The 25,669-nt window shown below is 61.6% G+C and carries 21 protein-coding genes and 1 pseudogene; 5 read left to right on the forward strand and 17 right to left on the reverse strand.

Annotated features, from left to right (window positions below; genetic code table 11):
• Positions 1 to 231 precede the first annotated feature (231 nt).
• Positions 232 to 591 carry a hypothetical protein gene (locus tag IEW81_RS05575; RefSeq protein ID WP_097060070.1) on the forward strand — a complete coding sequence of 120 codons (360 nt, stop codon included), beginning with the start codon at positions 232 to 234 and terminating at the stop codon, positions 589 to 591.
• A gap of 407 nt (positions 592 to 998) precedes the next feature.
• The gene (locus IEW81_RS05580) at positions 999 to 1,277 is read left to right on the forward strand and encodes a helix-turn-helix domain-containing protein (RefSeq protein WP_097060069.1); all 279 of its coding nucleotides are present in this window, start codon (positions 999 to 1,001) and stop codon (positions 1,275 to 1,277) included.
• Here the strand turns inward: IEW81_RS05580 and IEW81_RS05585 are convergent.
• From IEW81_RS05585 to IEW81_RS05600, 4 genes are all read right to left on the reverse strand, one after another.
• Entirely contained in the window at positions 1,274 to 1,552 is a 279-nt protein-coding gene (locus IEW81_RS05585; protein WP_097060068.1) for a cupin domain-containing protein, read from the reverse strand. The genes IEW81_RS05580 and IEW81_RS05585 overlap by 4 nt on opposite strands.
• 486 nt (positions 1,553 to 2,038) lie before the next feature.
• Positions 2,039 to 3,217: an acyl-CoA dehydrogenase family protein gene (locus IEW81_RS05590; RefSeq protein WP_097060067.1), complete on the reverse strand. Its 1,179-nt coding sequence runs from the start codon at positions 3,215 to 3,217 to the stop codon at positions 2,039 to 2,041.
• Positions 3,214 to 4,764, reverse strand: coding sequence for an aldehyde dehydrogenase family protein (locus IEW81_RS05595; RefSeq protein WP_097060066.1), 1,551 nt, complete (start codon positions 4,762 to 4,764; stop codon positions 3,214 to 3,216). Before IEW81_RS05595 ends, IEW81_RS05590 begins: the two co-directional genes overlap by 4 nt.
• The gene (locus IEW81_RS05600; RefSeq protein ID WP_229671247.1) at positions 4,761 to 6,137 is read right to left on the reverse strand and encodes an aminotransferase class III-fold pyridoxal phosphate-dependent enzyme; all 1,377 of its coding nucleotides are present in this window, start codon (positions 6,135 to 6,137) and stop codon (positions 4,761 to 4,763) included. Before IEW81_RS05600 ends, IEW81_RS05595 begins: the two co-directional genes overlap by 4 nt.
• A 148-nt stretch (positions 6,138 to 6,285) precedes the next feature.
• Here IEW81_RS05600 and IEW81_RS05605 point away from each other — a divergent pair, with 148 nt between their 5' ends.
• Positions 6,286 to 7,776, forward strand: coding sequence for a PucR family transcriptional regulator (locus IEW81_RS05605; RefSeq protein WP_143544639.1), 1,491 nt, complete (start codon positions 6,286 to 6,288; stop codon positions 7,774 to 7,776).
• Here IEW81_RS05605 and IEW81_RS05610 read toward each other — a convergent pair.
• From IEW81_RS05610 to IEW81_RS05655, 10 genes are all read right to left on the reverse strand, one after another.
• Complete coding sequence (locus IEW81_RS05610) at positions 7,773 to 8,972, reverse strand: CaiB/BaiF CoA transferase family protein (RefSeq protein WP_097060063.1); 1,200 nt, start codon at positions 8,970 to 8,972, stop codon at positions 7,773 to 7,775. The genes IEW81_RS05605 and IEW81_RS05610 overlap by 4 nt on opposite strands.
• 2,269 nt (positions 8,973 to 11,241) lie before the next feature.
• The gene (locus tag IEW81_RS05615) at positions 11,242 to 12,111 is read right to left on the reverse strand and encodes an SMP-30/gluconolactonase/LRE family protein (protein ID WP_097060062.1); all 870 of its coding nucleotides are present in this window, start codon (positions 12,109 to 12,111) and stop codon (positions 11,242 to 11,244) included.
• 122 nt (positions 12,112 to 12,233) lie between these two features.
• Positions 12,234 to 12,386: a phosphoenolpyruvate carboxykinase domain-containing protein gene (locus tag IEW81_RS14465; RefSeq protein WP_229671248.1), complete on the reverse strand. Its 153-nt coding sequence runs from the start codon at positions 12,384 to 12,386 to the stop codon at positions 12,234 to 12,236.
• A 73-nt stretch (positions 12,387 to 12,459) separates the two neighbouring features.
• Positions 12,460 to 13,410, reverse strand: a complete 951-nt coding sequence (locus tag IEW81_RS05625; protein WP_097060061.1) for a sugar kinase — start codon at positions 13,408 to 13,410, stop codon at positions 12,460 to 12,462.
• Positions 13,407 to 14,042 carry a bifunctional 4-hydroxy-2-oxoglutarate aldolase/2-dehydro-3-deoxy-phosphogluconate aldolase gene (locus tag IEW81_RS05630; RefSeq protein WP_097060060.1) on the reverse strand — a complete coding sequence of 212 codons (636 nt, stop codon included), beginning with the start codon at positions 14,040 to 14,042 and terminating at the stop codon, positions 13,407 to 13,409. The genes IEW81_RS05625 and IEW81_RS05630 overlap by 4 nt, the downstream gene beginning before the upstream one ends.
• On the reverse strand, positions 14,035 to 15,075 hold the full coding sequence (locus IEW81_RS05635) for a zinc-dependent alcohol dehydrogenase (protein ID WP_179691792.1): 1,041 nt from the start codon (positions 15,073 to 15,075) through the stop codon (positions 14,035 to 14,037). Before IEW81_RS05635 ends, IEW81_RS05630 begins: the two co-directional genes overlap by 8 nt.
• A 25-nt stretch (positions 15,076 to 15,100) precedes the next feature.
• Positions 15,101 to 16,360 carry a mandelate racemase/muconate lactonizing enzyme family protein gene (locus tag IEW81_RS05640; protein ID WP_097060058.1) on the reverse strand — a complete coding sequence of 420 codons (1,260 nt, stop codon included), beginning with the start codon at positions 16,358 to 16,360 and terminating at the stop codon, positions 15,101 to 15,103.
• A complete protein-coding gene (locus IEW81_RS05645) occupies positions 16,357 to 17,439 on the reverse strand; it encodes an ABC transporter permease (RefSeq protein WP_143544638.1) in 1,083 nt (360 codons plus the stop codon). The genes IEW81_RS05640 and IEW81_RS05645 overlap by 4 nt, the downstream gene beginning before the upstream one ends.
• Positions 17,439 to 18,242, reverse strand: a complete 804-nt coding sequence (locus tag IEW81_RS05650; protein WP_097060056.1) for an ATP-binding cassette domain-containing protein — start codon at positions 18,240 to 18,242, stop codon at positions 17,439 to 17,441. Before IEW81_RS05650 ends, IEW81_RS05645 begins: the two co-directional genes overlap by 1 nt.
• A gap of 28 nt (positions 18,243 to 18,270) precedes the next feature.
• Entirely contained in the window at positions 18,271 to 19,263 is a 993-nt protein-coding gene (locus IEW81_RS05655) for a sugar ABC transporter substrate-binding protein (protein ID WP_179691791.1), read from the reverse strand.
• Positions 19,264 to 19,567: 304 nt separating this feature from the next.
• Here IEW81_RS05655 and IEW81_RS05660 point away from each other — a divergent pair, with 304 nt between their 5' ends.
• Complete coding sequence (locus IEW81_RS05660) at positions 19,568 to 20,362, forward strand: SDR family NAD(P)-dependent oxidoreductase (RefSeq protein ID WP_179691790.1); 795 nt, start codon at positions 19,568 to 19,570, stop codon at positions 20,360 to 20,362.
• A 127-nt stretch (positions 20,363 to 20,489) separates the two neighbouring features.
• Entirely contained in the window at positions 20,490 to 21,206 is a 717-nt protein-coding gene (locus tag IEW81_RS05665) for a FadR/GntR family transcriptional regulator (protein ID WP_097060053.1), read from the forward strand.
• A gap of 620 nt (positions 21,207 to 21,826) precedes the next feature.
• Here the strand turns inward: IEW81_RS05665 and IEW81_RS05670 are convergent.
• From IEW81_RS05670 to IEW81_RS05680, 3 genes and pseudogenes are all read right to left on the reverse strand, one after another.
• Positions 21,827 to 23,031: pseudogene (locus tag IEW81_RS05670) on the reverse strand (DDE-type integrase/transposase/recombinase).
• An 86-nt stretch (positions 23,032 to 23,117) separates the two neighbouring features.
• Entirely contained in the window at positions 23,118 to 24,551 is a 1,434-nt protein-coding gene (locus tag IEW81_RS05675) for an L-fucose/L-arabinose isomerase family protein (protein WP_097060052.1), read from the reverse strand.
• 150 nt (positions 24,552 to 24,701) lie between these two features.
• Positions 24,702 to 25,661: an aldo/keto reductase gene (locus IEW81_RS05680; RefSeq protein WP_097060051.1), complete on the reverse strand. Its 960-nt coding sequence runs from the start codon at positions 25,659 to 25,661 to the stop codon at positions 24,702 to 24,704.
• Positions 25,662 to 25,669: the final 8 nt, after the last annotated feature.

Below are 25,669 nucleotides of genomic sequence, written 5' to 3' on the forward strand. Positions count from 1 at the left end.
CGTGGCCGCAGCCTGCGGGTTTCAATGTATGTAGCCGCGAGACCACATGCATTCCCGTCGCCCGGCGTGTAGTAGGAACTACGATCAACCCGAACCAGTTTCGGATCCGGGTCGAGCGGCGCGCCGACACCCGCACAGGAGAGCAAGCGGGACTCCATCAGACCCTCACCGCGACCTGCTTCCCTGCTCGCTGCCTCACACGAAGCCGACGAACGTCAACTAGCTGCTGCAATGTACGACCTCCCTGAAGATCTCGTCGAGCTGCTTGCCAAAGATGATGTGCCCGAGGTCGTTGAAGCCACACTCATGCAGCGGGCAGCGAGCGGCGAGGTCCACGCTGATACCGTGGTCAGGTACCCGGGACTCGCTCAGCAGGTTTCGCTGCATGACAACGCGCCAGCATCGCTTGTCCGACTCAAACCGCTTGCTTACGCGGACGATGCGCAACTAGACCGATTCCTCGAGTCAGTTCTGGCGACACACGATGAGAGCGCCCAACTGAACCTGCTCGCTCGCGCACTCGACCGAGATCATGACACTACCGAGCCGGTCGAAAGTGCGTGGCTCGCCATCTCCGCCAAGCGAGACTGACGCAACACCGAATCTGGCCGCTGATTCGACTCGACCGGCCGACAGCTCAACGGACGGGGGCATCGGGCTCCGAGAGCCCGATGCCGAATGGATCTCGATGATGATGCCACTGAACGTGAGGCGGTCGACCGGGTTATTTTCTTTGTGTTCGGTAACGGCTTGGAAGAGGGGCTCCGCGCCTCTTCGGTCGAGACCCGTGGCGGCAAATCACCCATCGAACGCCGACCCAACCTCAACGAGAAGAACTCGGCGGTGCTCACAGCCTGGTTGGCGCTCGCCGGTGGCGAACTCGTGGTTGGCGCATCCGAGCCCTTCAGCGAGCTGACCCCACAGTTGTCCTCCTCGACGAGGTCGATCTGGCCAGTTGGCTACTGGCCCGACGGGAGGCACCGCAGCTCGAGGACAAGATGCTTAAGTTCGAGGCATCCATGCACCTGAACAACGACCACATCGAGACTCTCGTCGTCTACCTCGCCCACGATCAGGATGTCGGCCGCACAGCTCGCTACCTACATGTGCACGCAAACACGGTGAGGTACCGGCTACACAAGTGCGAAGAGATCCTTGAGACGTCACTCCACGCTGCAGCGACGATCACTAATCTCTACCTGGCCTTCCAAGACGATGTTCTTGCGCTTCAGGACCACATCGCTGCCGCGGGAATCGCTGGCGGCCCCGGTCGCTAGAGAAGCTTCTCGATCTCGACGAACTCGATCGTGCCGCTACCGCGATTGGCCACCGTGTGCTCTGCACCCGCCGGACGCGTGTAGCTCTGGCCGATGCGAATCTCCGCCACGAGCTCCGAGCCGTCAGAGTTGGTCACGTGCATGATGTCATTGACGAGTGGCACCACCACGTACTCGACATCGTGCACATGCATCGGGATCGCGTCGCCACTCTCGATGGTCCACTTGGTGACCCTGAAGATGCCATTGTCGATCTGGGTTTCGCCGGTTGCCATGACTGCTCCCCTGCTCGTTCATGGAATAACGACAATACTCAGGGACGATGCTACTCACGGGGAGAGGCCTCGAAGGCGATGGACCGGGCGACCCGCTCGACGGCCGGATCGGCGCTGCTGTAAGGAGGGTCACACCGCGCTCGATCGAGTGGCTGCGCATGTGGTGCGAGGCCGGGTTCAATCAATTGGCGAGGCTGTCGGGAACCACGAGCACTCCGACACCCGTAGGGATGGGGGCAGCCGCGGGAAACAGCGGGCCACTCGAACCTTCTATAACTACGCACGATATAACCACGCAGGATTTGGCCCGGGCGGTATTACCCCGTGCAGGACCGCATCCGCTGGGGCTGGGCATCCTCCAGCGAGCTCGGCCGAACTGTGGCCGCCCCGCTCACGGCTGCGGATGCGAAGGCCTGTCGAGAATGAGCAACGTGCAGCCAGAGAGCTGACGTCGAGTTGGGGTGACGACCGTCACCTGCTCGGAACTCAGCGGAATGCGGGGATACCGGTGATGTGGTGCCCGATCACGAGGGTGTGCACCTCGTCAGTGCCCTCATAGGTGCGCACGCTCTCGAGGTTGTTCGCATGCCGCAGGGGCGAGTAGTCCAGCGTGATGCCGTTGCCGCCCAGGATCGTGCGCGCCTCCCGCGCGATGGCGATCGCCTCGCGGGTGTTCGAGAGCTTCCCGACGGAGATCTGGTGCGGTTGGAGGCGTCCCGCGTCCTTCAGCCGGCCCAGGTGCAGCGCCAGCAGGGTTCCCTTTTGAATTTCCACCGCCATATCGACGAGCTTCTGCTGGGTGAGTTGGAAGCTCGCGAGGGGCCGGTCGAACGGCAGCCGGGTCTTTGAGTATTCCAGTGCTGATTCGTAGCTGTCGCGGGCGGCGCCCATGACGCCCCAGACGATGCCGTACCGGGCCTCGTTCAAACATTCGAATGGGCCGCGCAGACCTTCCACGTTCGGCAGGAGAGCCGTGGCGGGCAGGCGCACGTCGGTCAGGATGAGTTCGGTCTGGATCGAAGCCCGCATCGACAGCTTCTGCTCGATGAGCTTCGCCTCGAACCCGGGGGTGTTCGTGGGAACGATGAAGCCACGCACACCCTCGTCGGTCTGGGCCCAGACGATCGCGACATGGGCAATGGTGCCGAGACCGATCCAGCGTTTGTGGCCGGTGAGGACCCAGTCGTCGCCATCACGTCGGGCGAACGTCTTCATGCTCGCGGGGTCCGAGCCCGAATCGGGTTCGGTCAGGCCGAAGCAGCCGATCGTGGTTCCCGCGGCCATACCGCGCAGCCATTCGTTCTTCTGATCCTCGGAGCCGTGCTTGTAGATCGCACTCATTGCAAGCGACCCCTGCACACTCACGAAGGTGCGGAGTCCGCTGTCGCCGGCCTCGAGCTCGAGAGCCGCGAGGCCGTAGTCGACGGCGCTCTGGCCCGGGCAGCCGTATCCCTTGAGATGCATTCCCAACAGTCCCAGTCGAGCCATCTCGGGGACGATCTCGACCGGGAACACGGCCCTGTCGTACCAGTCGGCGATGTTGGGCCGAACAACGGTATCGACGAAGGAGCGCACCCGGCCGCGGAGCGCGATCTCCTCGGGGGTGAGGAGGAAGTCGATGTCGATGAGGTCGTCGTGTTCGATCTGGCTGGGGGCGTCGGTCATGACAGGTCCTTCGAGGCGGAGAGGGGAACGGCGGAGGGAACAGGAAGGGTGAGCACGCCGTCGATGCGGCGAGGAATGTGCCACGGGTTCTCCGGGGCGAAAAACACGGGGAGCGTCCGGGGGTCGGCGTTCTGCAGCGCAACGGGCTGAACGAATCGGGAGAGTGCTCCGGCGCCGACACTCGTGGCCTCGGGGCGACTCGTCGCAGGCCAGGGTCCGCCGTGTTGCTGCGACCAGGTGTTTGCGACGCCGGTCGGCCATGCGTTCAATGCGACGCGGCCCACCTTCGGCAACAGGCGAGCGAGGATGCCCGCTGTCTCAGGATCGGTCGATCCGCCGGTGAAGACCGATGCCGCGAGCGAGCCCTGCAGACCGGCCAAGGCGTCTAAGGCCGCAGCACCGTCGTCGTATTCGCAGACGAGCGCGACGGGGCCGAAGCACTCCTCGAGCAGCCGTGACCCGGGAATGAGATCGGCGATAGCCACGCGGAAGACCTGTGCTGCTGCAGCGTAACCCTCCCCAACGAGAGCAGCAGACGCAGCTGAATCCCCGGCGGCAGCAGCGAGCTCGGCAGTCCCGGAAGCGAAGCGGACGGCGATCCCCGCGGTGAGCAGCGGTGCGGCCGGAACCTCGGCAACGTGGCGGGCGACGGCGTCGAACATGCCCGAGCCAGCCGGGGCGAAGATCAGCCCGGGCTTGGTGCAGAACTGGCCGGCACCGAGGGTGAACGATCCGACGTACCCAGCGGCGATGGCCTCGGTCCCAGCGGAATCGGCAACAGCCGCGGCAGTCACGAACGCGGGATTCACGGTGCCCATCTCGGCAAACACAGGGACCCCGCGAACCGCGGCGCGGTCTCGGAGAGCCATGCCGCCGCGCTCGCTACCCGTGAACGCGATCGTCTTGATCGCAGGCGAATCGACTAGTTGCAGCCCGGCGTCGAAGCCGACGACCAGGTCGTACGTTCCGGCAGGCGCTCCGGCCGAGAGAAGCGTCTCGCGGACGATCCCGGCAATCCGCACGCTGAGTCGAGGGTGCGCGGGATGGGCCTTTACGATCACGGGACAGGCCGCCGACAATGCCGAGGCCACGTCGTGGCCGAAGACGCCGAAGCCGAAGGGGAAGTTGCTGGCGCCGAAGACCGTGACAGGCCCAACGGGGATGTTCCAGCGCGCTAATGAGATGCTCTCGCTGACGAGGTCCGAGCTGGCGCCGAGGTAGCTGCCCTCGACTGCAACGCTCGCATAAAAGAGTGTGCTCCGCGCGGTTCCCGCAAGCTCTGCGCGGAGCCGGGGCAGGCCGAGGCCGGTCTCCTCGTCGGCAAGAACTGCGAGTTCCTCCTGATGCTCAAGCAGCGCACCTGCGACCGCACTCAACCAGCTCTCGCGCGTTGCCGGAGACGTCGCCGCGAGCACGGAACCCGCCCGGACGGCGAGCGCCAGCATCCCCTCAACCTCAGCCGGTGACGTGTGATCCACACCGCCGCGCTCAGCCCCGGTGTACGGATCGAAGCTTGCGTCGACTGCGGTCAAGACGGAATCAGTCATGCGGCAACGGTCTCAAGTAACGCGGCCTGGGCCGCGGCATTCACCTGCTGAATCACATCGCGAAGAACGTTGAGGCCGTCGGCAAGGAGTGCCGTTTCGATCACCAGCGGGGGCAGCAGGCGAATCACGTTGCCGTAGCTTCCACAGACCAGCACGAGCAGGCCCTGGGCGTGACACCGTGCGGCGATATCTTTCGCGAGCTCCGACCTGGGCACGAGCGTCCCCCGGTCGGCGAACTCGACGGCGAGCATCGCGCCCCGGCCTCGAACTTCGGCCACGATGCTCGTGTCGGTGAGCAGCGGCTCGAGGATTGCGCGAGCGGTGGCTTCGATCTGGCGGGCATTATCGACGAGCGTGCCATCTGCGAACGCCTCGAAGACGCCGAGGGCAGCGGCACAGGCGAGAGGGTTTCCAGCGTAAGTGCCGCCAAGGCCACCGGCGTGCACGGCGTTCATCAGCTCGACGCGACCGGTGACCGCGCTCAGCGGCAGGCCGCCAGCGAGGGCCTTGGCGGTAACGGTGATGTCGCCCGCGACCTGTTCGTCGTTGCTCGCGAAGAGGGTACCGGTGCGGCCCATGCCCGCCTGGATCTCATCCAGCACGAAGACGATTCCATGCCGCGTTGCGATCTCACGAAGCCCGGGCAGGAACCCGGGTGAGGGAACGATGAAGCCACCCTCACCCTGGATCGGCTCGATAACCATTGCGGCGAATGTTTCGGGGCCCTCGGCGGTGAGAATGCGCTCGACTGCGGCGAGCGCCTCGGCTGTCGCATGTGAAGCTCCAGTCGGCCAACGCAGCGGTGCTGCAAAGGGTGCGCGATGCACCTCGGCCGGGAAGGGCCCGAAGTTGAGCTTGTAGGGGTTCTCCTTGGCTGTCATCGCCATCGTCAACAACGAGCGGCCGTGGTACGCGTCATCGAAGACGAGAACCTTTTGGCGGCCGGTGGCCGAGCGGGCGATCTTGATGGCGTTCTCGATCGCCTCGGCCCCGGTGGAGAACAAGGCCGTGCGCTTCTCGAAGTCGCCAGGGGTGTGCTCGTTGAGCCAGCGGCACACCTCGGTGAACGAGTCGTATTCGGTCACCATGAAGCAGGTGTGGGTGAATCTGGCCAGCTGGTCGCCAACGTGCGCCTGCACCCTGGGGTTGCTGGCACCCACGCTAGTCACGGCAATGCCCGAGGCAAAGTCGACGATGCGGTTTCCGTCGACGTCCTGAAGGATCGCACCCTCGGCCCGGTCGATGAACACCGGCAGCGTAATGCCAAATCCACTCGTGACATGCTTTAGCCGTTCGGCATGCAGCTCAATGGAGCGGGGCCCCGGAATTGCTGTGGCGAGCAGACGGGATTGGGGAACGGATACCAGTGTCATGCTCATAAATTAGCAACGAGCCCTCAGGGCAGCATTAGCTGTATTGACCAACCGATCCTAATTTCTGGTTAGAATATCCAGCAAATCACCAGCCGGGCTGGAGAATCGATGTGTCGCTGTGATCAGCCTGACCCAGCTCTGCGAAAAAATGGGCAATAGACTCCGCCCGATCAACGGCGATCCGGTCGGCAGGGTCGAGCTCACCGGAGTGCACATTTCAGAGCTGGACGACCCGACACCGTACCTGGAGGGCGGGGAACTCCTCCTGACCACGGGCATCCCTCTCGCCGGCGAGCGCGAGACTGTTCGCGACTACATCAACCGTCTGGCGGCCCGGGGTGTCGTCGCCCTCGCCCTCGGCCTAGGTGCCGGCACTGACGCTGTGCCGGCGGGACTCGAGGCCGCCTGTACCGATGCCGGGCTGATCCTCCTCGTCGTTCCAGAGGGCATCCCCTTCATGCATGTCTCCAGGGCCTACTGGGATCTAGTGGGCGAGACCGAGCAGGCCGATCTCGCGGCGAGCCTCAGCCTGCAGACGTCGCTGACCCAGGCGGCGACCCGGCCCGAGGCCGTCGCCGCAGTCGTGAAGGTTTTGAGCACAGCTCTCGGCGGCTGGGCCGTCTACCTCCCGGCCGATGGCTCGGCCGAGACGTATTGGCCGCCAGCGGAGAGCCGAATTCTGCCCCAGCTGCGCGAGGAGACGGCACGCCTCGGCCTGGCGGGCACCCACTCGGCAGCCACTTTTCCGCTTCAAGGGATGGATGTCATCGAGTACTCCATAATCGCCGACCGGCGAACCGCTGGCTTTCTGGCCGTGTGCGCTGGCCGGCCCCCGCGAAAGGCCGATCGACAGCTGATGCTGACGGGCTGCATGCTGCTGGCTGTCACAGCCCGGCGCGAGTGGCAGCTCACTCGAGCGAACTCGATTCTGAGCACCATGACCGCGACCCTCGCCATGAGCGGCTTCGTCGATGCTGCCCGTTTCGTGGCCGGGGATCTCACCGGCCCCCCGCTTGCCGAACGGGTGCAGCTGCTCGCCGTTCGGGGCGACAACCTTGAGTCCCTGTCGACCGCAGAACTCGCGGAACAGGTCGCGGCCATGCTGACTGGCGAGTCGGCCGCGAAGCTCGGTGACAGCATCCGTCGGTCTCGCCTTCGTTCGATGAAAGACGGCTTCTGCTACCTGATTCTGGAGTCGCCGGCCGACTCGGGTCATGGCGTCAGGGACCCTGCCTCCGTTGAGACTGCGGTCTCGCGGAGACTGGGCAGGCCTGCCCAGTTCGCCGCGGCGCTGACTCGACCGATGCCGCTCAGCCAGGTGGCAGAAAGTCTCGGCGAGCTGCGGCGGGCGTGCGAGGTCGCGCCGATCGGGCACCTCTCAACCGGCCAGAGCCTGCTCGATCCGCGCACGGCGGAGTGGGTCGTGCAGCTCACGGACTACCGGCGCGCCGATCTCGTGGGCACGGTCAGGAGCTACATTCGCCATCAGGGCCAGTGGGAGGTCGCCGCGCGCGAGTTGGGAATTCATCGCAACTCCCTGCGACACCGTATCGGCATCGCATCGAAGCTCATCAACGCCGATCTCGATGACCCAGACGTATCGGCGAACCTGTGGCTGGCGCTCCGGAGAGTCAGCTAGGAAGCACCGAGCAGCGGGCTCCCGACTGATGAGAGCCAGTCGCGCACAGCGGCACTGTGCTCCCCGAGGGCGGGCGGCGCGGCAGTTCGAGGGGCGAGCGGCGGCGACCATGTGATGGGATTGCGAATCTGGGTGCCCACAGTCTTACCCGTCGCATCCTGCACCTCGATGGTCGGTTCAAGCCCGAGCGACGCGGCCAGCTCGAGCCCGTCGGCGATCGTGCCGACCTGGCCTGCAGGCACGCCGACAGCGGTGAAGGCAGCCTGCCACGCTGACGCAATACGGGTTCTGAGCCGCACTTCCAGCATTGCGACGAGCTCTGGCCGATTCGTGACGCGCGCACGGTTGGTCGTGAACCGCTCGTCGACAAGATATTCCTCGAGGGCGAGCACGCTGAGAATCGCCCTGAACTGGCCGTCGTTCCCGCAGGCGATAGCGAGCTGCCCGTCGGCACAGTTGAGCAGTTCGTAGGGGGCGATCGACGGGTGAGCATTGCCCATCCGCTCTGGAACGACGCCAGCACCCAAGTACGCCTGGCCCTGGTTCGCGAGTGCACCCTGAAGGCTTGACAGCAGGTTGACCTCGAGGTGGCGGCCAAGCCCAGTCTCGTCGCGAGCGTGCACCGCGGCGAGAATGCCGATGGTGGCGTCTTTTGCCGTCAGGATGTCGACGAGCGCAACACCCACCTTGATCGGCGAGCCCGCCGCATCACCCGTGATGCTCATCAGACCGCCGAGCGCCTGCACAATGAAGTCGTACCCCGGCCGCTCAGGCCCGCCGACACTGCCGAAGCCCGAGATCGAGGCGTAGATGAGGCCCGGGTTGTCCCGACTGAGGCGTTCATAGCCGAGCCCGAGCTTCTCCATCCCGCCGGGCTTGAAGTTCTCGACCACGATGTCGGCCCGTAACGCGAGCTCGAGTGCAACATCGCGGTCTGCCTCGTTCCCGAGGTCGAGGCAAATTGACTCCTTGTTGCGGTTCACACTCTCGAAGTAGGTCGATCCCGTACCAGAGAACGGCGGTCCCCACTGCCGGGTGTCGTCACCCACGCCGGGTCTCTCCACCTTGATCACCCGTGCGCCCAAGTCAGCGAGCGTCATGGTCGCGAGTGGACCTGCCAGCACTCTCGAAAAGTCGGCAACCAGCAGCCCTTCGAGGGGCAAGGCCTGCGATGCACCCGTGGTGTTCTTCGTCATGGGCGCTCCGTTCGTCGGCGTTTGATGGTACCTAACGTATGGGCGCGGGTGTTGGCGTCGCATTGGACATAATCACCATTCCATGGCCGAAATCGCTAAAAGGGACAGCTGTCGGCTTGATTGACGCCGTGACGTGTGGGTCACCGACGGGGCCTTCGTTTAGTGCCATGCTGCCGTCGCCGACGACCGATACCATCATCTGGCCATGATGGGAGATGACGGGCAGGTCCTTCCGTCCGCCAGTTCGAGCCGGAGACGGACGAAACCTCCAGCCCGACGCTCACGCCCAGTCTGCTGAGCGGAATGCTCGCGATGCTCGCCTCGCTGCCCGTCGAGCTCGCAGCTGGCTGATCCGCTCGAGGCATTTAATAGAATGTCCGCTTACCGCTGCGCAGCTCCGATAGATAGGCACCATTGACCGTCTAATCAGGAGCCAATAGGTCAACTTGACCCGCTGGGCCCAAACCCAGACAAACGCTGGACTCGGCAGAACCCGACAGGTCGCATTTCGGCCCGAAATGGGCCTGAAATGGGCCTGAAACTGTTATGAAGCGTGGGCAGAAACCACGACGGGTCGGACAGCACTCCGATAGAGATACCGGTCAGGCTTATTATTTCTGGTGCACCCGGAGCGATGTGAAACCCTCGGCCCATTGATCCGTAGTCGAGAGCCGGATGCCCGGAGTTATGCGGAAGTGGCCGAAAACCTATGAAAACACTGGTGACAGGGCTCGACTTCGGTGACGCGAGTTGACCAGGATGCTGCCCAAGTGTGGGTGAAATGTCGGCATGGTGTTTTCTGAGAAATAATCAGTGATGCGTCTATTCGACCGAGGACCCATCACGTTCGGACGAGTGCCACGGACTACGTCAGAACAGCACCATGCCATTCCCATCTGAACCATCTCTCCACACCTGAATACGCGGAACACTCTGGGCAAACATTCATTTCGGCCTAATCTTCACACCGAGACAATGACCAAACCGCAGGGCAGGGCAGGGCAAAACTGTCACCTATCCGTGCAGCAGACCCGTGTGAGGGATCTCATTCCGGTCTGGTAAGACCGAAGTTCAAAACAAAAGCTTGCGCACACCCTCAACGAGAAGCCGACACACGTTGCTCATAAGCCCGCATCGGTTTAGAGCGGGATTTCGCATCGTCTCGTAGAACGATCGGTTTACGTACAGACGCTAGCTGTGCAATTGACTTTGGAGGGGAGGATATCGGCGAGTCCCAGTCGACCGTCCCGTCTTGGAAAGACCTGCCGCGACTTGAGAGACACAAGATGCAACGAGATGGCTTTATGGGACAGCAACTCCCGCCGGAAATGCTGGGGGCCTCGGCGCAGTGGGGCCAGCTGCTAGTGCCTCGTTAATCTTTAGATTTTCGAGATGCGGGCCTTCTGAGGGTTGACGTGCCCTCTCGCCCTCGGTGTGCACACACTTCGCGTGGCCGAGGCCAGGCCTACTAGCCGAAACTATCGCCACAGGCGATCGCGCTCAGAACCTGACCTGCGGGGCCCACTCACGCCAGAAAAGATTTCAGCCGCAGCCAAAGCGGACCGACTGTCTTTCCAGCTCAATCGCTCACACGAGCCCACGGGACTGTCTCAAGTGCGGCCGAACCGCAGGTACACGGCTATGAATTGTGCTTCTGACCAAAATTTTTGGCGGAACCGGTGGGATTTGAACTCTTATCCGGCCCCAGCAATCCAGCGATCGCAGCCAGAGAACCCAGTGTTTTAGAGCGATTAAGGCACTCTGAGACCCATCACGACACTGGTCGGTTTCAGGCGGTTGCGGGGTTTCTGTGGGGGCTGGGAAGTCCTGATACATAACAGCCCTGATACATGACATAGCGCTGTACTCGTGTGATGTATCAGGACATCGGTGGCACTTTGTTCATCAAGACATCGCTGACACTCGAGGGTGCGAGGTTGCCGCCCTCAGGGTCGGCCGGAGCTGACGTATTCGTTCCCAGTCTTGGCCAGCGGTGCTTCATAAGCTTGGCGCCTTGGTCGCCGAAGTCGATCAGGTGCTGGTCGGTCTCGACGAGATAGACGCTCTGGCCGAGGAGCCGGGTGACATGGAACTGTGCTTGCCGGACCTGGACGATTCCGTTGGCGGCGACCGTGGTGCGGCGGATGCCATCCCAGCAGACAGGACGGATTTGGTCTCCTGGCCTCCCAAGCCTGCATCGAGGCCATCCCCAAAGACCTCATTTTGTCCCACCCGTCAGCCGATTAACCAACTTCCATGGGCAGTACAACTAGAGAACCGAGGATGTTAATTCAAACCCGCGAAAGTCGGTATCTACCGAGAAGACTGCTCCTGCGAGCGAATCCCCCTCAGCCGATTCAACTTGAGAGGTTGTGATAAACAAAGTTGACCGGTCCAGACCACCGAAGGCACAGGAGCTCACTTGAGAGGTGGGTAGCGCTATGACGTGGGTCAGCGACCCGGACGGATCGTATCGCTGTACCCTGCCCGATCCCCAGAGCGCGGCCCATACCCCGCCATCTGTGTCTACGGCCAAGCCATCGGGGGTTCCATCGTCCGCCTCGAACATGACGAATGGCTCACGCGTGGTGCGGCCGCCGTCAACCGTGAGGATGTCTATCCGCCGAGTTGCGCTGTCGACGTAGTAGTTTCCAACGCCGTAAGGACGCGGCACAAATCCGTTTGAAACCGTAACGTTTGTCAAGATGACTTCGGGTTTTAGGTGTTGGTCAATTCGATATAGTGCCCCAAGACTTGGCGTGGCGTCATTGGCCATGGTTCCGGCATACAAGATCCCGTGCTCGTCGCAGCCGCCCTCGTTGAATCTCGTTCGTCGGTCATGAAGTATCTTCCGCCGATCGACTACCGCGAATTCCTCGTTAAGGATCAGAATTGAGTTGGCTGACCCCGCAACCCATCCACCGTCTCGTCGCGGCCTTATAAACGCGAGCACGTCATCGACATGAAGAATCGTCGTCCGTGGGGGACGATGATGAGCGATGCCATCGATGATCACAAGATTGCCCTCAAGCATGTCCACGAAAAGCAATCGGGACTCGGCCGCATCCCAAACTGGACCTTCCGCATGCTGGAATCGGTCCTGGGTTAGTGGGGTCGCGTCGGTCAGCACGGTCGGCATCGACTAGCCTGCCATCCCGCCGAAATTGTGGGGGAAGCCAACCCGAGTCCATCTCACCGGGGTGCCTTCGGCGGCCGCGCTGCTCTCAGACGAGACTGTGACACCAAGAAGCACGTGCACTCTCATTCCCGTGCCTCCACCACTAGCGGCACGTTGGTCGCATCGCGGCCACCGAAGTTTGTCGCGACGATGATTACGCCCTGAGGGGTCTCCGTGGCGGAATCCTTGAGTGGCCACCGAGAGATCCGCCGGTTTGTTTGAGAATTCGCGCCCATGGCCCTACCGCAGATGCTTGTCACGGACGCTCACTCTCTGATGTCCGTGGGTGGAATTTGGATTGTGAATTGGTCATCGACTCACCCATTCGTTGGCATTGGCGCTTTCGACGTCGCTCCATCGGGGAGCACCACCCCAATCGCCAGGTGTCATGCAGACGAAGCCTGCCACGATCGCCGCGGTCTCGAGCCACTGAACGGGAGCTCCGCCCTTGGCTCGCGCGGCGAGGTATCCGGCGGCAAAGGAATCGCCTGCGCCTACGGTGTCAATGACGGGGACTTTGTAGGCCGCGACCTCTATGTACTTGCCGTTGATGACGGCATCGGCCCCATCTGCGCCGCGTTTGATGATCACCTCGGGTATCCGAAATTTCTCGGATAGTCTTGCCGCCAACATGTTGTCGGTGGTACCCGATGGCGCGATCATTCTGGCCTCATCGATTCCGGCAAACAAGATCGACGAACGATCGGCAATATAGGTGTACTCGTCGCGCGCGTCATCGCGGCCCCAGAGTGATTCACGATGGTTTATGTCGAACGAAAGCGCCGTCCCAACGCGGGAAGCGAGGTCGGCGGCGTGGCGTACCGCGTCGCGCGCTGTATCTGAGAGTGCGAGCGTTATACCGGTGAGGTGAACAACCTCGCTGTCTGCAATCGCCCATTCGTGAACATCGCCAACGTTAAGTCGGGATCCCGCACTTCCTCGACGGTAGTAGGACACCTTGGTGTGCTCGACGCTCCGCATCTCTTTGAGTAGGAGGCCCGTGGGGGCGACCGCGTCCACCGTCACCTGCGCGTGGACCCCTTCGCCGCGCAATTCCTTGGTTATGCGACGGCCAAGCGAATCATCCCCGACACGACCGACCCACATGACATCAAGCCCAAGACGTGCTGCCCCAATTGCCACATTGGACTCGGCACCGCCGATGCTGACCTGACAGGTGGACGCACTTTCGAAGAGGGTTCCCGTGGGGGTTTGGATGACGCCCATGCTCTCACCCAAGGTGTAGAGGTTGTAGGTCACGATACGAGGTCCGAGACCGAGGCGGATGCTCGCGCGTAAGTTGCGCCAATTTCCGCAAATCGGCGTTCAATAATCATTGCTCGCGGTGCCAACCAGGAAGCCCCAACGGCTACGACTGACTTGATTGCCAGGTATGCCCGGACATCGGCCTCGGCGATGCCGCCGGTCGGCATGAATCTCGTATCTGGAAAGACCTCGGCGAACGCTCGAAGGGCAGCAACTCCTCCGGTCGCAGCCGCCGGGAAGAACTTCACCAACGTGACATCATTAGCGGCGGCCATCATGATCTCGGTCGCAGTCGCAACACCGGGTATGGCCAGGACTCCGAGATTCTGGGCCTCTGTGACAATGTCAGATCGGAACCCGGGCGACACGGCGAAGTCGACACCGGCCGCACAGGAGCGCCGGAGATCCTCAACGTTTGTCACCGTCCCGACACCGACGGAAAGCCCACCCTGATTGATGGCTGACTCGATAGCACGGAAGGCGTCCGGAGTACGAAGGGTAATTTCGATTGCCGTCGCCCCCGAATCCGCCAAAACGCGCGCGAGTTGCGCAGCGGAACGAAAATCGTCAATCACCACAACGGGAATCAACCCGACCGGATATCCGCTCCTTCCCGCGCTATCCATTGGTGCCCATCAGCGGCAGAGCAACCATCATGCGCTTGACATAGGCATCGGGCTGCGCCATCACACCGGCAAATGCCAGAAGAGCGTCTTCGAGGGGGAACAGCTCCAGCGGAAACGCGCTCACGTCAATCGCTCCCGAGACTAACGCTTCAACCGCCTCGGCAAAGTCCTTCATGGTGTGTGACTTGGAGGCGATCAGCGATAGCTCGCCCTCCACCAGACGCCACGCGCTGAGTCCGAGATCTCGAGTGCTCACACCCAGGAGAACAACAGACCCGCCGGGTCGTGTCGCATCCACGGCGTCGCTGATGGCACTCGGGTTTCCTGTTGCTTCGAAACAGGCATCGAACTCTGCTCGTTTCTGCCCGGCGAGTTCCGTATCAATCACATGAAACCCGAGCTGGGAGGCGAGTTCACGTCGTGCGGCCAAACATTCCACCAGCGTGACGCTGTGTCCGCTATTTCGAAAGAGAAGCGCAAGCAGAAGGCCGATTGCACCGGCCCCGAAGATCGCGATCGAGTCACGTGGTTGAAGGTTTATTCGCGAGACCGCGTGAACCGCCACCGCCAATGGTTCGGCGAACGCTAATACTCTCGGGTCAACCGACTCAGCGACGGCGATACAAGAGGATGCTGGAACGACGACAAATTCTGCCAGCCCACCATTGTCTTGTAGCCCCAAAGCCACTACTGAGGGACAGTTGTTGGATCTCTGATCACGGCATGCCGCGCAGCTACCACAGGGGATGTTGACTTCTACAGCGACGAGCTGCCCCCGCTCGAAGGGGGCATCTCTGCCGGCGTCGATGACTCGTCCGCAGAATTCGTGGCCGAGCACCAACGCCCTTTGCGCCTCCCCCTGAACAAATTCTGCGGGAATCGCGATCGGACCTTCCCGCCATTCCTCGATGTCGGTGCCACATATTCCACACGCCTCAACCGCAAGAAGTACGTCGATCGGCCGATCAACAGCCGGGATGTCGACAATGTCGAGTCGAATGTCTCGCCTGCCATGCCACCTGAGCGCGAGCATCTTGTTACCCAGCTCAGTGAATTCGCTAGAGATTTGAGATCCTTCGAATCGTTGCGGGTGAAGAAAGAAATTCGTCGCGAAGCACCACACCGTGGCCGGCTGATTTTGCGGGAGTGATTGCACCATCCGCAATCACGGGCAGTCCATCGGCAATGTCGTGATACCAGCCGTGGTAGAAAGCGCGTGCAACCTCCTGGACGTATCCGTTGGGTATTGCGGTCACGAAGTGGGTCGCGACCGCAAGCGCAACGGGTCCTGTGCAGTCGTGCGGTGCGATCGGAATCCCGTATTGTTCCGCAATTGATGCGGTCTTCAGACCTGGAGTGATTCCACCGCTCCACCCGAGATCGACAATGGCAATGTCAATGCTCCGAGTGTCGAGCAGTGCCCGGTATGGACTCAACCCACCCCCAATGCTCTCTCCGACCGCGATGGGAATGTTTGTCGATTGCTTAAGAGAGTGCAGGGCGTGGGAGTGGTCTGCTCGAAGCGGATCCTCAATCCATGCAAGTTCGAAGGGCTCAAGTGCCTTGACGAGGCGCCCAGCGCCGCGAAGTGTCCACAACGAGTGCAACTCAAGATAAAGATCCATCGCATCACCCACCGCGTTTCGAATTTCATCCAGAACGTGCAGTCCGAAGTCGAGAGAGGTCTTGTGATCGCCGGCGCTCGCCTCCGCTGCGAGGTCGAACGGCCAAACCTTCATTCCTGTGTAGCCCTCGCCGAGGAGCTCCTGGGCTAGCTCACCCGGCCGCGTGAGGAAGGCCTCAAGGTCTTCGTAGCGCTTCCCCGATCCTAACCCGATCCCCCAGTTCGATGAGGATTGACGCGACTGCGCGTTGACGTAGTCGTTACCGGCGCAGGTGTTGTAGGTGGAAATACTCTCTCGAGTCGGCCCGCCAAGCAGCTCCCGAAGGGGAAGAGCAGCACGTTTTGCGAGAAGGTCCCACAGCGCGATGTCTATTGCAGAATTGCCTCTGACTTCAGAACCAGAGCCGGAATAGCCCACATATCCAGAGAGCAGCCGCGACGTCTTTGCCGGTGAAGTCGGGCCACGATGCTCTCTGAGCAGCGGTACAGCAACGTCGTGAATGTACGCTTCAACGCTTGTGGATCCATAGAAGGTCTCGCCAAGTCCAGTGTTTCCCGCGTCATCGTGTATTGCAACAAAGGTGACGTTGGATTGCAGCGGAGTGCGGATGGTCTCCACCGCAGTGATTCTGGGCATCATTGCGGTGCTGATTTCACTTGGCAAGACTCCAGCCATCTCGTCGTTTTCGATCACGAGCTGACCTTCCTTGATGCTGCCGTCCGTTTTGCCGAGACCCTGAACATCTGGCGGCGACGGAACACGTCCAGACCCGCCGCTGCAACGAGGACAACACCGATGACGAAGTTCTGCCAGGTAGGGTCAATTTTCAGCAACACGAGCCCATTGGACAGGACACTGAGCAGGAGGGCACCGAGTGCGGCACCCGGGACGGTGCCGATCGCACCGTAGATGCTGGTGCCACCGATCACCGCCGCCGCGATCACTTGAAGCTCGTATCCTTGGCCAAACGTTGGTGATCCGGAGCCGAGTCGAGCTGCGAGGACAACCCCAGTGAATGCGGCCGCCGTGCCGCTGAGTACATAAACCGAAATGGATACCTTACGAACGGCTATTCCTGCGCTTCGTGCCGCAATGAGGTTGCCTCCGATCGCCCTGATCGACCAGCCATAGTTGGTCTGACTGAGCACAATGTGTGCGGCAACGACGGCAACGAGCCCCACCATGATCACTATCGGGACACCAAAAATGTCGCCTTGGCCCCAGAAGGTGAAGTCATCGGGAAGTGGGCCGATGGGGTTGCCTCCCGTTGAGGCAACTACTGCTGCCCGCACGGCGAACAGCGAACCCAGGGTGACGATGATCGGCGGAATCTTTGCGAAGTTGACGAAGAATCCGTTGATGAGTCCGATTACGGCCCCGACAACTGTCCCAGCGAGAAAGGCCGTCCCGGCTCCGAGCCCGGCACTAGCAACCGCTGCGGACGCCATTGCCCCTGCAACGAGCACGGATCCGACAGACAAGTCGAGTCCGCCGCTGACCAGAACAATGCAGGCAAATGCCGCAGGCATTGCGATGAGTGTGGCATCCCTCAATATGTTGATCCATGCTTGCGGGTTTGCGAACTGTGGCGACTGGGTGAGCCCGAAAATCACGAACAAGCCGATGGCCACGCTGAGCGCGAAAGACGGGCTCATAACGACACGCTTGATCAGGGATACGTCTAGGTCTGCCAAGTCGACGTCGGACGTGCTGAGGGTAGGCGCGAGCGCATCCGTTGTTGTCTTCTTGTTCTGCTCCTGTGGTGTTGACATCACTCACTCACCTCGCCATCGACGTCACGGGCAATTGCTCCTGTGATCAGCGACACAATTTCGGTTCGGGTTGTTGCCGAGACGTCGCGAACACCTTGAACCTGTCCCAAACGCAGGACTTGAATTCTGTCGGCGTGAGCGAAGATGAACTCGAGGTCGTGGCAGACCAGAATGACGGCCTTACCGTGTTCCCGAAGGGATCGGATGATCTCGCCGACTTGGGCGGTCTCACGCACACCGAGGGCAGCTGTCGGCTCGTCCATCAAGATAATTGGATTGTCTTGACGAACCGCCCTGGCGATAGCGACACCCTGCCGCTGGCCACCCGACAACTCGCCAGCGGCCACCCTGACGCTGGGCACCCGCACTTTCAGACTGCGGAGGATGGCAGCAGATTGGGAAATCATCTGCTTCCGATCGGCGAAGATACCAAACCGCCGAAGCGGTTGGCCCAAGAATACGTTGGCCGCGATGTCGAGGGTCTCGACGACCGCGAGATCTTGGAACACTGTTGAGATTCCTCGTGAGCGGGCGAGACGCGGGTCGGCGCGTTCCAAGGGGACTCCGGCGATGGTGATATTGCCGGAGTCCACTGGGTAAACGCCAGACAGAACTTTGACGAGAGTCGACTTGCCCGCTCCATTGTCTCCAACGAGGGCAAGCACCTCCCCTCCGCGGACAGTCAGTGACACCCCGCGCAAGGCCGACACATGCCCGAAACTCTTCCATGCGTTGGTTATCTCGAGGGCTGGGGGTGCTTCTTCGGCTACCTGTCCACCCGTGCCTTGCGTTGTGAGTGTCATCTGACTGTCCGCGATCTTTCTTGGTGCGTTAGAGGGAGGGGATCAGGGACGGCGGGCATCCCTTGTAAGGCAGATTCGCGGTTGCCACCTGGTCGACCCCGATACCCCACGACTGCTGGGGGTTTGCGTTCCCGCTGGCCTTCGCCTTGATAAGATCCGTGGCCAGCTGCGTTGCGTCGAACCAGCACTGGTTCAGCGTTGCGCCGAGCCAGCCATCTTTCAGCGCTGCCAGAGTCGTGTTGACGGTATCGATACCGAGGACGTAAATGTCGCCGGGCTTCTTGCCAGCCTCCTTCAGGCCCGTGGGCACGCCACCTGGGCACTGTCCTTCAACGCACCACACCGCATCGATCGACGGGTTCGCCTGAATTGAAGCCGTGATCTTTTGCGCGGCCACCGAGGTGTCGGAGTTGTCCGACTCCCATGCAGCTACCGTAATCCCCGGGTATTTGTCAGCAATCGCTGCCTTGAATGCGTTGACCTGCGCGAGCTGATTCGGCGTCGTCTGGTCGGTCGAGATAATCGCTACGACAGCGTTCTTCCCAGCGCCAGCGGCGATGGTGTCTGCCGCGGTCTCTCCGAAGGCGACGTTGTCAGTTCCAACCGAATAGTCGGAGACGTCATCGATGCAACCGATAGTCACCATGACGACACCAGCAGCCTGAGCCTTCTTGATAGTCGACGCGAAAGACGTCGGGTCGGTGTTGCAGAAGATGACGCCATCTGCTTCGTCCGCGATAGCCTGCTCGATTTGGCTGACGTTGGCGGCGGTGTCCAACTTGTTAGGTCCGACGGCTGTGGCCTTGTAGCCGCCAGCGGCTGCCTCGTCCTCAAACTTCTTCATCGAAGCTGCCCATGCCGGGTAGGACGTCAGCGGGTTGACATACCAGATGTTCAGTTGCTTATCTGCATTCGTCGTCGAATCCGTGCTCGCCGAACCGCCCGAGCTAGTCGAACATCCTGCGAGGCCGGCAACGAGCGCAAGGCCCGCGACCAGCGAAATGACTGATCTCTTCTTCATGGTGGCCTCCATTAGCCATGTAGGTGGTGCACTTTTGTGATGGTCGTCGATGCTGACAATCCATTGGGAGTGCTGACCACAGAAGATAAGCGAGGGCACAACCCTAGATTTGTCAAGGAGAAATGGATCAGCAATGGCCTGTCAGTCCGAGTAGAAAGATCGGCGCGCGCGGCTGTCGCGTGGCGCGCGATCGTCAGTGTGTGCTCCATTGCAGCTCCCTGTTAATCTGGTATGACATGTATGATCATTTCAGGTAACGGAATTTTGTCAAGTGGTAATGCCGCCACATCTCGAGGGAAAATTAATGACGAACGAGTCAGTCCAGTCCGGGCCCCATGGGACGAAGCAGTTAGCTCTGATTACTGGTGGGCTTGGCGACATCGGACGTGCGATTGCAAATTCGTTGGCGAGGGACGGGTTTGATTGCCTGCTTGTGGATGTAGTGGATCCGGAGGTTGGCATAGCGCAGAGCGCAGAAATCGCGGCATCTGCCGATGTCGGGCCCGAATCGTTGACCTACGCCCAATGCGACGTCCGAAATGCGGCAGCACTCGAGACACTTATCTCCGGACTGCCGCGCCTCGACGTTGCCGTTGTGAATGCGGGCGTCGTGCAGTCGAGCCCGTTCCTGACTATTAGTGCCGACTCCTGGGAACGGCAAATTGGTATCAACCTGACTGGCGCGTTTTTCACTGCACAGAGCGCGACTCGCAAGATGGCAGCAGACGATCGGTCAGGGCTGGTGATCTTTATGAGTTCCTGGGTAGCATCCCGCCCGTGGCCCGAGATTGCTGCTTACTCTGCATCGAAGGCCGCGCTCGATCAGCTCATGCGCCAAATTGCAATGGAATTAGCGCCTTTGAAGATTCGTGCAATGTCGATCGCGCCAGGCATCGTACGAGCCGGAATGGCTCGCGATCAGCTGGAAAATGAACCGCAATATGCGGCGCGCGTTTCGCGGTCAATTCCGCTCGGCGAACCGCAGCAAGCACAAGACATTGCTGACGCTGTGGCATTCCTCGCGTCCCCCCGAGCGAAGACCATGACCGGGAGCGTCCTGCTGGTTGATGCCGGTTGCTCGCTTGGGGCAGCCGAATAGTCGACCAAGGCAAGACACTGGTCTATTCTGATCGGCAGGTGATGGCTCACATTGCAGGATTCGAGTAGATTGCACCATCCAAGATTGAGGAGTTTCAGCAATTTCCGGCATAAGCAATGGACCAACCGTGATCGGTACTCGCGCGGAGTTAAGCAAGGATCTTGAATCACAGTTGATTAGCGGTGTTCTGCAACCCGGACAGAAGCTGCCTTCCGAGCGCGAGCTTGGAATCACCTACCGAGTTAGCCGGACCGTGGTTCGTGAAGCGCTCAGTGGACTGGCGGAGCGAGGCTTCATCGCGATCTACCCTGGGCGCGGCTCTTTCGTTAGGGCCCCTCAAGCACGAGACCTTTCCCAGCCCGTCGTTCGGATTGCCACAAACGCAGGCGTTACGTCGCGCCACCTTGTGCGCGCACGAGAACTGATCGAGTGCGCTGCCGCGCGAGGAGCAGCGCTTGAAGCAAACCCGGGCGATATTGCGCAGCTACGTGAACTACTCAAGCACCACACGTCCGCAACAACTTTGGCCGACCGGGTAAGCACGGACCTTGATTTTCACCAGCGGATCGCAGACAGCTCGGGGAATCCGGTATTGACCCTCATGTTCGGCGCAATATCGACGTTTGTGATCGACCTGATGTATCGGAGCCACAGCGATTCGCTCGTCCGTGAAATCGGCGACCCTCTTCACATTGAAATCGTTGACCGAATCGAAGCACGAGACCCAGACGGCGCCGAAAACGCTATGCGCCGCCACATCGTCCTTGCGCTCGAAATGTTCGGTGACGACGTGGACCGACCCCTAGCCGATGTTGCACGCGACCTCACTGGTAGAGATAACTAGTGATCTGAACGGAGTGTCCCGTCGCAAGCGTCCAGCCGCTAATTGGTGGGGATTCTGTAGGGTTTTGCCATGCCAAAGGAACACAGAAATACTTGTGACCGGCATAAATTTCGCGGGACCGGTGGGATTTAGCTCTTATTCGACCCGCGTGATCCGGCGACCGCCGTCAAGGTTCCCAGTGTTTTGAGGGAAATTGGACACTCATCGACCCATCTGGATACTGCTCGATCTCGGGCAGTTGTGGGGTTTCTGTGGGGGCTGGGATGTCCTGATGCATAACACTCTTGAGTAAGCGGCAGGCCCAGAACCGTTTGACGCCGGAAACCAAACACTCCCGGCTGACAGGGGTTTTGAATCTCATCTGGCTGAGAATGATTGGTGCACCCGGAGCGATGTGAAACCCCGGCCGATTGATCCGTAGTCGAAGATCGTATCCTCGGAAACCTACGGAAGTAGATGAAATCCCGCCAAAACGCTGGTGACAGCATGCGACCCTGGTGCCATGGGTTGACCACGATGCCGCCCGAGTGTGGGTGAAATGTGGGCAGGGCTTTTCCGGAGAAATAATCGGTTATTGTGATGCCTTAGGACATCGGTAACACTTCGCCGGCTTTGCGTGGTCAGTGTGGGCCTTTCGGTCTGCCGCCGCCGACGTATTTGGTTCCGGGTTCCGGCCACGGGTGTTCGATGAGCAGCGTCCCTTGGTCGTCGAAGACGAGCAGCGAGGTCTCGGTCTCGACGAGGTAGGCGAGGTTGCCGGCCAGGGTCCGGCTGACGTGGAACCGGATCCCCCGCAGGAAGATCGTCCCGTTGCCTCGAACACGCGTCATCCGAACATCGTCGGGCAGTGCCCGCGCAGGCCTGGGCGTCGGGCGGGGCGGTTCAACTTTCGGGGTCGCATCCCACGCTCGCTGCGGGGTGACTCGGCCGGACAGACCCTGACGCGGACGCTCGGTGTATGGATCTGGTCGAAGCGGTCGATCTGCAGCTGCAACTGCAGCTGCTCGAGGGTGCCGGCGAGCGGTTGCTCGTCCAGGAATCGGAACAGGGTCTGGTGGAAGCGCTCATTCTTGCCCTGCGTCGTCGGCTTATAGATTTTGCCGGTGATCGGCTCAACCCCGAGCGAGGTGACATAGGCGACGAGCTGGCCGAGGACTCCGCGGCGGGACGGGTTCAATGCGGCACCGTTGTCGCTGAGCAGCCGCTGGGGAACACCATGAGCGGCGATGCCCTTGGACACGACTGCGATCGCCCCGGCCGACGTTTCACCCCACGCAACGTGGGAGGCGACTGCGAGCCGGGAGTGGTCGTCGATGAGATGGAAGATCACACGTTTGCGACCACCGGTCAGAACATATTCGGCTCCATCCAGCCGCCAGCAGGTGTTCGGCGCCGGATAGACGAACCGACGGTGAAAGGCCCGCGGTGTCTTCTTCGGCTCGAACCGGGCAACCCCCGCGTCGCGGAAGATCCGCGCCAACGACGAGACCGCCGGCACCGGCTCCATCCTCAGAGCGCGCATCTTGTCGTGAACACTGATCGGGCCATGATCGAGCCCCGATTGCTCCAACGCCGCACGAACCCCAACAGCCTGAGCCTTCACCTCATCGGAGATTCGATTCGGGCTCCTCGACGGCCGACGAGTGCGTGGCTGAAGCGCTGCAGCCTGGCCCTCCAGCTGCGCCCGTTTGCGGATCGCATAAAACGTCTTGCGCGAGAGATCGTGCTCAAAACAGAAGGTCGTCACCGACCCGCGCGGCGCATCACTTGGCCACTGGGAGATCGCGAGACGGACACGAGGATCAACAGGCTGAAGTAGGCTCATCCCTCAAACATCGACGAAGAAGTGTCACCACGAAGAGCCCCAGAACCGTCACCCATGCCCTGAGACTTAACAGACGGTTAGCGACATTAGACCTGCCGGAAGTCGATGCCGAGCAGGTTGGCGGCGGCCTTGTAGTCAGCGGCGCGGTGCCCAATGGAGAGCGACCAATGGTGGCCGATGCCGGTCTGGGACCACTCGTCGACCCAGAGGCCGGGATCCATCCCAAAGTCGACGCGGGATGTCGTGTTGCCGATCGCCAGGAGAGGCCCGTCGACGACGACCCCCTCGGAGGCGATGAGCACCAGGGTGCCATCGCGGTCCTGGCCGAGGCCCAGCGTGGTGACAGGGCCGTGCTGCACGTCGAACTCGACGCTCACGCCCCATCCCCGCTTGCCGTGGTAAATCCCGAGGCCGCGCAAGAGCGGGTCTCGGGCGCTCACGGCGAGGTCGGCGGGCCCATCATGGCCCATCTCGACCACGCCGTCCTCGAAGTTCAAGGCTTGGATCTCGGTGAACGAGCCGCCGGCCCCGACGCTCTGGGTGATCAACTGGGCGACCGTGGTACGCAACTCATACTCGCCAGTGACGGGTACCCCGCGCGCGGTGAGCAGCGACGCCCCGAGGATCATGCCCGCCCCGAGCCGCTCATGCTGCTCGCCAGCGAGACCGCGGTGATAGTAGGCGAGGGTGTCGAGATCAAAGTCGTCGACCAGGCGATCGAGGGCGACGGAGACTTTCGCGCCCCACGCAAAGTCCTCACCCTGCACGGAGTCGTCGAGGGTGAAGACCTCACGCGCCAGCGCCATCCGATCGTCCACCTGCGCGTCGGTTACCTCCTCGACGCGCACGCGGAGGTCGTCGAACTCGAGCACCTCCACGTGGGAGCCAAACGTCACCGGGAGAAGGGTGAGGTCGGTCGAGACGTCGAGCATGCCGGGATAGAGGTGGCCCATCAGTCCATGCCGAGCGTGCCGGAGGGTGGCGCGCACGTGGGCGGCGCGGATCCACTGACCGATCCGCTCCCACGCGGAGTCTTGCCGGAGGTATCCGGACACGGATCGAAACGGGATACCCGCCCGACGGAACACGTTGCCCACCTCCGGCACGGAGCACTGGCCGCAGTAGGCCAGCCACTCCCCCGTGCCGAAGGTTGCATGATCCATCTTCGCAGTCGGCTGGAGGTCGATCACGAGCACTGGGGTCTTCGAGCGCTGCGCGATCGGCAGCACCATCGACGACGTGAGGTAGGTGGTGATGAACATGACGATGAGGTCGCAGTCGGCGGCGCGCAGCCTCTCCGCGGCGATCGCGGCCTCCTGCGCGTCGGAGACGAACCCGACGTCGGTGACCTCGGCATCCATCTGCTGGAAACGCTCGACGACACAGGCGGTCGACTCCTTCAGCTGCGGCAGCAACTGCGGGAACTGCGGCCAGTAGGCCCCCAGGCCTCCGGCCACCAACCCGATCCGGGTCTTGCGTCGGGTCTTTGGGGGCAACAGGGATGCCGTCGTGTTGTTCATGGTGTCCAGATCTTCAGGTCGCCGCGTCGATGCAGAAACATCGGATGTCTAGGGGAAGAATACTCCTAAAGCATCCGTGATTGGCTGGATTTCGCGTCCAAACATCTGATTCGTCGACCGTTCAAAGCTCGTGCGGTCTGGCGCCGGCGGCTATATCAAGTCTCTGTCCTCGAGCGCGCTCCAGAGGGATCGAGGAAGCGCAGCCTCCGCGAGCTTCACGTTGTGAGCGACTTGCTGGGCGTTGCGCATGCCGAGCACGACGCTGCACACTGCTGGGTTGCGCAGCGGAAACGCGAGTGCTGCCTGGGGCAGCGTCACGCCGTGTCGCTCGCAGATGTCGGCAAGGACATTCGCTTCACGAATGAGCTGTGGGTTCGCGGGCTCGTAGTTGTACGTCGCACCGGGGCACGGACGATCATTCGCCAACAGCCCCGAGTTGAATACGCCCGCGCTCACGATAGCGCGACCTCTCGCTGCCTCGAACACCGCGTCGGCGCCTCGGGGTTCCATCAAGGTGTAGCGGCCGGCTAGCATCGCAAGATCGATGTCTGCCCGGGAGAAAAGTTCAGCGACGGCCTCGGATGAGTTGGAGCCAATCCCCACTGCCCCGACCACCCCCTGGTCTCGCAATTCGATAAGCGCCGCAGCCCCGGTCTCGGCCGCCTTCTCGATTCCCGATACGTCCGGATCGTGAAGGAGAAGAATGTCGATTCTGTCCGTCCTCAGACGAACCAGGCTCGACTCCACGGAGCGCAGGACCCCGTCGCGCGAGAAGTCCCACTCGCGGCGCCAGTCGCCCGGGACCACGAACATCTCCGGGTCGAGTTCGGTCGGCGGCACCTGGGGAATGAGAAGGCGTCCGACCTTCGTCGAGATCACGTACTCACTGCGGGGCCGGCTCGCAAGCCCGGTTCCGATGCGCCGCTCGGATAGACCCAGCCCGTAGTGGGGCGCGGTGTCGAAGTAGCGGATACCGCTCGCCCACGCCTGGTCGAGAGCGCTGTCGGCGTCCTCCTGAGAGGTCACGCGATAGAGATTCCCGAGACTGGCACCGCCGAATCCCAGCTGGGTGAGACTCACCCCGGTCGACCCGATTTCACTGCTCAGCATCGATACCT

It is taken from the genome of Salinibacterium xinjiangense (assembly GCF_014645015.1).
Taxonomy (GTDB): Bacteria; Actinomycetota; Actinomycetes; order Actinomycetales; family Microbacteriaceae; genus Rhodoglobus; species Rhodoglobus xinjiangensis.

Bases quoted from the DNA above. Each gene is read 5' to 3' on its own strand.
- IEW81_RS05680 (WP_097060051.1), bottom strand. From the start codon at position 25,661: ATGCTGAGCAGTGAAATCGGGTCGACCGGGGTGAGTCTCACCCAGCTG.
- IEW81_RS05635 (WP_179691792.1), bottom strand. From the start codon at position 15,075: ATGCTCGCGCTCAGGTGGCATGGCAGGCGAGACATTCGACTCGACATT.
- IEW81_RS05595 (WP_097060066.1), bottom strand. From the start codon at position 4,764: ATGACTGATTCCGTCTTGACCGCAGTCGACGCAAGCTTCGATCCGTAC.
- IEW81_RS05575 (WP_097060070.1), top strand. From the start codon at position 232: ATGTACGACCTCCCTGAAGATCTCGTCGAGCTGCTTGCCAAAGATGAT.
- IEW81_RS05605 (WP_143544639.1), top strand. From the start codon at position 6,286: ATGGGCAATAGACTCCGCCCGATCAACGGCGATCCGGTCGGCAGGGTC.
- IEW81_RS05610 (WP_097060063.1), bottom strand. From the start codon at position 8,972: ATGACGAAGAACACCACGGGTGCATCGCAGGCCTTGCCCCTCGAAGGG.
- IEW81_RS05615 (WP_097060062.1), bottom strand. From the start codon at position 12,111: ATGCCGACCGTGCTGACCGACGCGACCCCACTAACCCAGGACCGATTC.
- IEW81_RS05580 (WP_097060069.1), top strand. From the start codon at position 999: ATGCTTAAGTTCGAGGCATCCATGCACCTGAACAACGACCACATCGAG.
- IEW81_RS05675 (WP_097060052.1), bottom strand. From the start codon at position 24,551: ATGAACAACACGACGGCATCCCTGTTGCCCCCAAAGACCCGACGCAAG.
- IEW81_RS05655 (WP_179691791.1), bottom strand. From the start codon at position 19,263: ATGAAGAAGAGATCAGTCATTTCGCTGGTCGCGGGCCTTGCGCTCGTT.
- IEW81_RS05630 (WP_097060060.1), bottom strand. From the start codon at position 14,042: ATGGATAGCGCGGGAAGGAGCGGATATCCGGTCGGGTTGATTCCCGTT.
- IEW81_RS05600 (WP_229671247.1), bottom strand. From the start codon at position 6,137: ATGACACTGGTATCCGTTCCCCAATCCCGTCTGCTCGCCACAGCAATT.
- IEW81_RS05660 (WP_179691790.1), top strand. From the start codon at position 19,568: ATGACGAACGAGTCAGTCCAGTCCGGGCCCCATGGGACGAAGCAGTTA.
- IEW81_RS05585 (WP_097060068.1), bottom strand. From the start codon at position 1,552: ATGGCAACCGGCGAAACCCAGATCGACAATGGCATCTTCAGGGTCACC.
- IEW81_RS14465 (WP_229671248.1), bottom strand. From the start codon at position 12,386: ATGGGCGCGAATTCTCAAACAAACCGGCGGATCTCTCGGTGGCCACTC.
- IEW81_RS05645 (WP_143544638.1), bottom strand. From the start codon at position 17,439: ATGTCAACACCACAGGAGCAGAACAAGAAGACAACAACGGATGCGCTC.
- IEW81_RS05650 (WP_097060056.1), bottom strand. From the start codon at position 18,242: ATGACACTCACAACGCAAGGCACGGGTGGACAGGTAGCCGAAGAAGCA.
- IEW81_RS05590 (WP_097060067.1), bottom strand. From the start codon at position 3,217: ATGACCGACGCCCCCAGCCAGATCGAACACGACGACCTCATCGACATC.